The organism is Cupriavidus sp. 05T313 (genome assembly GCF_056396665.1).
On the sequence record NZ_JBFTLX010000053.1, the window covers coordinates 25,539 to 31,538 of the forward strand.

At 67.4% G+C, this 6,000-nt stretch carries 7 protein-coding genes; 3 read left to right on the forward strand and 4 right to left on the reverse strand.

Features of this window, described 5'->3' with window-relative positions; genetic code table 11:
* Window positions 1-119 precede the first annotated feature (119 nt).
* Both AC1DKD_RS14705 and AC1DKD_RS14710 read right to left on the reverse strand, forming a co-directional pair.
* On the reverse strand, window positions 120-674 hold the full coding sequence (locus AC1DKD_RS14705; RefSeq protein WP_441630718.1) for a TlpA disulfide reductase family protein: 555 nt from the start codon (window positions 672-674) through the stop codon (window positions 120-122).
* Between the two features lie 103 nt (window positions 675-777).
* Entirely contained in the window at window positions 778-1,281 is a 504-nt protein-coding gene (locus tag AC1DKD_RS14710) for a thioredoxin domain-containing protein (RefSeq protein WP_441630720.1), read from the reverse strand.
* Window positions 1,282-1,493: 212 nt separating this feature from the next.
* Between AC1DKD_RS14710 and AC1DKD_RS14715 the strand changes: the two genes are divergently transcribed.
* Window positions 1,494-2,093 (forward strand): hypothetical protein, encoded by a 600-nt coding sequence (locus AC1DKD_RS14715; RefSeq protein WP_477143395.1) that lies wholly within the window; start codon window positions 1,494-1,496, stop codon window positions 2,091-2,093.
* A gap of 75 nt (window positions 2,094-2,168) precedes the next feature.
* The gene (locus AC1DKD_RS14720) at window positions 2,169-2,819 is read left to right on the forward strand and encodes a LysE family transporter (RefSeq protein WP_045236109.1); all 651 of its coding nucleotides are present in this window, start codon (window positions 2,169-2,171) and stop codon (window positions 2,817-2,819) included.
* Between the two features lie 300 nt (window positions 2,820-3,119).
* Here AC1DKD_RS14720 and AC1DKD_RS14725 read toward each other — a convergent pair whose 3' ends face one another.
* The gene (locus AC1DKD_RS14725; RefSeq protein WP_441630724.1) at window positions 3,120-4,664 is read right to left on the reverse strand and encodes a YifB family Mg chelatase-like AAA ATPase; all 1,545 of its coding nucleotides are present in this window, start codon (window positions 4,662-4,664) and stop codon (window positions 3,120-3,122) included.
* Window positions 4,665-4,787: 123 nt separating this feature from the next.
* Window positions 4,788-5,051 carry an accessory factor UbiK family protein gene (locus AC1DKD_RS14730; protein ID WP_045236107.1) on the reverse strand — a complete coding sequence of 88 codons (264 nt, stop codon included), beginning with the start codon at window positions 5,049-5,051 and terminating at the stop codon, window positions 4,788-4,790.
* A gap of 377 nt (window positions 5,052-5,428) precedes the next feature.
* On the opposite strand from AC1DKD_RS14730, the gene AC1DKD_RS14735 reads away from it, so the two are divergent.
* The coding region (locus AC1DKD_RS14735) for a TorF family putative porin (RefSeq protein ID WP_477143396.1) at window positions 5,429-6,000 on the forward strand (572 nt) is incomplete at its 3' end.

Here is a 6,000-nt window from a genome sequence, read left to right on the forward strand (position 1 = left end):
GGTAACTGTATATCCATACAGGCGAACTGCGCAAGGCCGGGGCCGTTGCGTGGGGCTGCCGCAATAAAAAAGGTGCCATGGCAGGCACCTTTCCGGCGGATTCGGGCGGGCTGCGCGGATCAGGCCGCCTTGGCGAGCGCGCCGTCGAGCAGCTTGTGCAGCGCATCCCACTCCGGTTCGCCGACATAACGCTTGAGGATGCGGCCGTCCTTATCGATCACGAAGGTGGTCGGGGTCAGTTGGACCTCGCCGAATGCCTTGGCCGCCGCGCCGTCGGAGTCCATCGCCACCTTGAACGGCAACTTGCGGGTTAGCGCATAGTTCATCACGTACATCGGCGGGTCGTAGCTCATTGCCACCGCCACGAACTCCAGGCCCTTGTCCTTGAACTTGTCATAGGTCTTGACCATGTCCGGCATCTCCTTGACGCAGGTGACGCAGCTGGTGGCCCAGAAGTTGACCAGGTAGACCTTGCCCTTGAGATCGGCGGTGCTGACCTTCTCGCCCGACAGCAGCGTGAAGGTGGCGGGCGGCGCGGCAGTGGCTGGGGCGATGGCGCGGTAGCCGAACCAGCCCAGCACGGCAACCAGCAGCACGGCGCCGATCGCGGGCCAGAGCTTGCGCCGGGCCGGGCTTGCCGCGGGAGGGGCGGTTGGGGAAGTGGAGGTCGTCATGATGCTCGCCGACAGGTCAGACAAGCCGCCATTCTACTGCCGCTGCCGCGGCGCTGCCGGATGCATGCATGGAGGCACTCGCGCTGCGGCGATTAGCCGCAGTTCAGTCCGGCGTGGCGGCCAACGCCGAGCGGGCCTTATCCAGCGCCTGTTCCAGGTAGGCACCGTAGAAGTCAGGCTGCATGCCGCGCAACGGGGTGGCCAGCGAGCGGCCGCGCGCGTCCAGGAAGAGCACCGTGGGCGCCACCGTCACGTGGCGGCTGCGGGCCCATTCACGCGCCGTGGTCATGCTGCCATCCGCATTGCGCAGCGGCGTGTTGGCGGTCATGTCGAGCTCCCGCGCCACGATCTCGCCCGCCGCCGCCTGCGGGCCGAGATAGTTGCGGCGCACCGTTTCGCAGTAAACGCAGTCGGGCAGCGTGACCAGCACCACCAGCGGTTCGCCGCGGGTGGCCGCCGCCTTGGCCTGGGCGGCCAGGTCGGTTGCCGCGGGCAGGTGGGTGCTGGCGGCCAAGGCGCCATGGCTTGTCGTGACGATGAGGGCACCCATCACCGCCGCCACGGCGCGCAAGGTACGGCGGGCGGGCGCACGGCGCGGTTGCGGCATGGACGGGACTGACGGGTGGCCGGGCGACGGGATTTGCATGGGCTGGCAATGTGGATGCGCGCTGGCACGCAGGTTCCCCGATAATAGCGGCTTCCGTCCGCATCCGTGGTGCCGCGCCCGCGCGCCCTGGATGCGGGATCGCACAATCCCGGGCACTGTCCCCGGCAATGTCCGCCGGACCGTTGCCGCACGCTGCCGTATCCACTGCCGAGATGTCCCACCGCCGGTTTTCCCGCTTGTTACCGTCCTCGCTTGCCACCGCCCTCGCCGTGACCGCACTCGGCGCCGGGCTGATCGCCTGCTCGCCGCGCTATGACTGGCGCACCATTCAGTCCAACGAWGGYSSGTACGCCGCGCTCTATCCGGGCAAGCCAAGCGGCGCCGCCCGCGAAGTAGCCATTGCCGGGCGCAAGCTGCCGATGACGATGGACGCGGCCCGGATCGACGAAACCCTGTTCGCCGTTGGCGTGGTGACCTTGCCCGCCGACGATGCCGCGTTGCGGCAGGCCGCGCTTGAATCGATGCAGGCGGGGTTGCTTGGCAACCTCGGTCCCCACCCCGCGGAAGCGGTCAAGACGCGCAAGGTGAAGGTGATGTCGGCCGCGACACCCGCCGTGGCGCTTGACGGCGTGGAGGTGCAGGTGGCTGCGGTCTCGCCGCAGGACCAGTCGCCTCGCAGGCTGACGGCGCGGCTGGTGGCTTCCGGCGTGCACGTCTACCAGGCGGTTGTGCTGGAGGCCGGCGATGCCGCGCGCGACCAGCGCCAGGCGGAGCAGGTCGACCAGTTCCTCACCGGTTTTCATCCGTTTTAAGCTCTGCCGAGCCTTATTGCGCTTTAGCCGGCCCGCAATGCGCGGGCCGATCAGTCCGTTCAAGGGAGTTCATTCATGCGTTGGGAAGTTTGGCTGGCTTATTTCGCGGCTTGTTGGGTGATTGCCGTTTCGCCGGGTTCGGGGGCGGTGCTGTCGATGAGCCATGGCCTGTCGTACGGGCTGCGCAAGACCACCACTACGATCTTTGGCTTGCAGACCGGCCTGGTGATCATCCTGCTGGTGGCAGGCGGCGGCCTGGGCGCGCTGCTGCTGGCGTCCGAGCATGCGTTCGCCGTGGTCAAGACGATCGGTGCGCTCTACCTGATCTACATCGGCGTGCAGCAGTGGCGCGCCCGCGTGGATAGCGCCCCGGATGAGGCGGCGCAGGGCCAGGAGGCGCCGCGCGTTGCCGCGCTGAGCCCGCGCCGCCGTTTCGCCACCGGCTTGCTAACCAATGTGACCAATCCCAAAGGCATCATCTTCATGGTCGCGGTGCTGCCGCAGTTCATCGACCCGGCCCATGCGCTCGCGCCCCAGCTCGCCATCCTGGCCGTGACGATGTGCGCCGTGGACCTGGTGGTGATGCATGGCTACGCGCTGCTGGCCTCGCGCATGCGCGGCCTGTTGCGCAATGCGCGCGCGGTGCGCTGGCAGAACCGGATCTTCGGCAGCGTGCTGGTGGCCGTGGGCACCGCGCTGTTCTTCGTCCGGCGCCATCCGGCTTGAAGAAGCGGGGCCGGCATCCGCGCCGGCCCGCTCTGCCGATCTGGCGCTAGCTTCCCGCAGGTGCGTTTGCTTCAATAGGTAGGACGACCCAAGCGGAGGTAAGCAATGCGAAGCTCTTCCACCCTGCAGGCCAGGTTGCATGCACGACCGGCCCATACCGTGCCGCCGGACGAGGAGCCGCCGCCGCCGGGCATTCCGCCCGATCTCCCACCCATCGAACACCCACCGCCGCCGACGGAGCCGCCGGTGGCGGTGCCTCCGCCCCGGCGTGGCTGAGTGCGAACCGGACGCACGCCGTTGCTACGGCGTACGCAGCGCCCGCCGGTACTGGATGGCCTCGCCCACATGGCTGGGCTGCAATAGCTCGGTTCCCGCCAGGTCGGCAATCGTGCGGGCGATCTTCAGCGCCCGGAAATAGGCGCGCGCCGACCAGGCCAGCTTGGTCATGGCGCCACGCAGCAAGGCTTGCGCCTCGGGCGTGAGCGGACAGTGCTCGTCAATCTCGCGCCCCGAGAGCGCCGCGTTGGGCTTGCCCTGGCGCGCCTGCTGCAGGGCGCGGGCGGCCAGCACGCGCTGGCGCACCTCGGCGCTGGACTCGCCGGGAGGGCCATCGAGCATTTCGCGCTGGTCCTGGGCCGGTACCTCCACTTGCAGGTCGATCCGGTCGAGCAGCGGCCCCGACAGCCTGGACTGATAGCGCAGCACCTGGTCCGGCGTGCAGCGGCAGGGACGCGACGGGTGTCCCAGGTAGCCGCACGGGCAGGGATTCATGGCGGCGACAAACTGGAACCGGGCGGGGAAGTCGGCCTGGCGCGTGGCGCGCGAAATGGTGACGCGGCCCGATTCGAGTGGTTCGCGCAGGACCTCCAGCACGCGGCGGTCGAATTCCGGCAGTTCATCCAGGAACAGTACGCCTTGATGGGCCAGCGAGATCTCGCCGGGGCGAGGATTGCTGCCACCGCCCACCAGCGCCGCCGCCGAAGCGGTGTGGTGCGGCGACCGGTAGGGCCGCTCGCGCCAGCGGGCGGGGTGGAAGCCGGCGGCGGTGAGGCTCTGCACCGCGGCGGATTCCAGCGCTTCCTCCAGCGTCATCGGCGGCAGCAGGCCGGGAAAGCGCTGCGCCAGCATGGATTTGCCAGTGCCAGGAGGGCCGACCAGCAGGGCCGAGTGCTGTCCGGCTGCCGCGATTTCCATGGCGCGGCGCGCTTGCGGCTGGCCCCGGACGTCGCGCATGTCCGGACCGGCAGGCTCGCCTTCGCCGATCTGCGCAAGCGGCTCCGCACGCGCCAGCCGGGCGTCCGGCAGGGGGCCCAGGTGAGCGCAGACTTCCAACAGGGAGCGTGCTCCGTAGACCGTGACCCCGTCGATCAAGGCGGCTTCCGGAGCATTTTCTGCCGCTACCACGAAAGTGCGGGGYGGGCCTGCGCCCGATATCTGCCGCGCGGCGTTGTCACGCCCCAGGCTCATTGCCATGGCCAGCGCCCCGCGCACGGGGCGCAACTCTCCGGATAGCGACAACTCGCCAGCGAACTCGCTGGCATCCAGCCCGTCCAGCGGGACCTGGCCACTGGCGGCCAGGATGCCGAGTGCGATCGGCAGGTCGAAGCGCCCGGATTCCTTGGGCAAATCCGCGGGGGCCAGGTTTACCGTGATCCGCCGGCTGGGAAACTCGAAGCGGCTGTTGAGGATGGCCGCGCGGACCCGCTCACGGCTTTCACGCACCTCGGTATCGGCCAGCCCGACGATCGTGAAGGCGGGAAGGCCGTTGGCCAGGTGCACCTCGACCGATACCAGCGGTGCCTCAAGGCCGGTCAACGCCCGGCTACGCAGCAGTGCGAGGCTCATCTCACTCCGAAAGCGTCAAGGATGTGTTAACGAAAATGGCCGCCGGAATACGGCGGCCATCGGTCGGGATCTTGGCCCAGGTTCATCTGACCACCTGGGCGAGCGTGCGGCGCAGCAAGGGCTTCAGCCGGAAACAGGCGTGTCGGACCCGCCTGCCGCGCGGCTTTCCAGCGCCTGCACGCGGGCTTCCAGTTCTTCCAGCCGCGCGCGGGTGCGCGCCAGAACCTGCGATTGCACATCGAATTCCTCGCGGGTGACCAGGTCGAGCTTGGAAAACCCTTGCGTCATCATGCTGCGCACGTTTTTCTCGATGTCCTTGGCGGGCGAGTTGCGCAAGGCCTCGCTGATCTTGGCCTGGAAATCGTTGAACAGGTCGGTGGGCTTCATTGTGATTCTCCTTTTGCACCGCCTTGGTGCGTGTAATTGGGTGAGCGGATTCGGCGTGCAGCATCGCGGTGCACCGCAATGGGGTGCGGACGAAGGCGATGCGCGCACGGCACTTGCCGCCGGCATGGGCCGATTATCGCGCTTCAGGCGTCGCCGGGAAAGCGCCGGCGCGGGCTGGTAACACCTTTTAACGTTACTGCGCTCGCCGGGAGCCGGCCAGCGCAGTCATTCAAAGCGTCTATATGAGCACAAATAATAATTTGTAATCCTCGTTTTCAGCCTGGCACGGCAGTTGCAGTAATGGTGGCAGGAGCGTCGTTTCGCAAATCATTCTTAAACACACAAGTACCGAGCCAGAGGAAAAGGAGAGCAAACCCATGAAGAAGTTGGCCCTTGCAGTCAGCGCCAGTGCAGTTGTGCTTTGCGGGCTCACCCCCGCAGCATTCGCCCAGAGCAGCGCGCAGGAGGGCGGTGCACCTACCGACGCCGCCGCCGCTGCCGCCGAAGCGTCGCCGCACACCTTCACCGCCAACGTGACCTTGGCCAGTGAGTATCGCTATCGCGGCCTGATGCAGACCAACCGCCGCCCCGCCATCCAGGGCGGGTTTGACTACGCGCATTCGAGCGGCTTTTACGTGGGCAACTGGAACTCGAGCATCAGCTGGCTCGGTGACAGCAATCCGCAAGTCTCGGCGCCGATCGAGATGGACTTCTACGGCGGCTTCAAGAACACGGTGACGCTGGGCGGCCTGGAGTGGAACTACGACGTCGGCGTGCTGCAGTACTACTACCCGGGCGACTACCCGAACGGCTTTACGCGCCCGTACACCACGGAAGTGTATGTCGGCGCCGGCTACGGTCCTGTGTTCTTCAAGTATTCGCAGGCGCTGACCAACCTGTTCGGATTCGCCGACAGCAAGTACAGCTACTACGCCGACCTGTCGGCCAA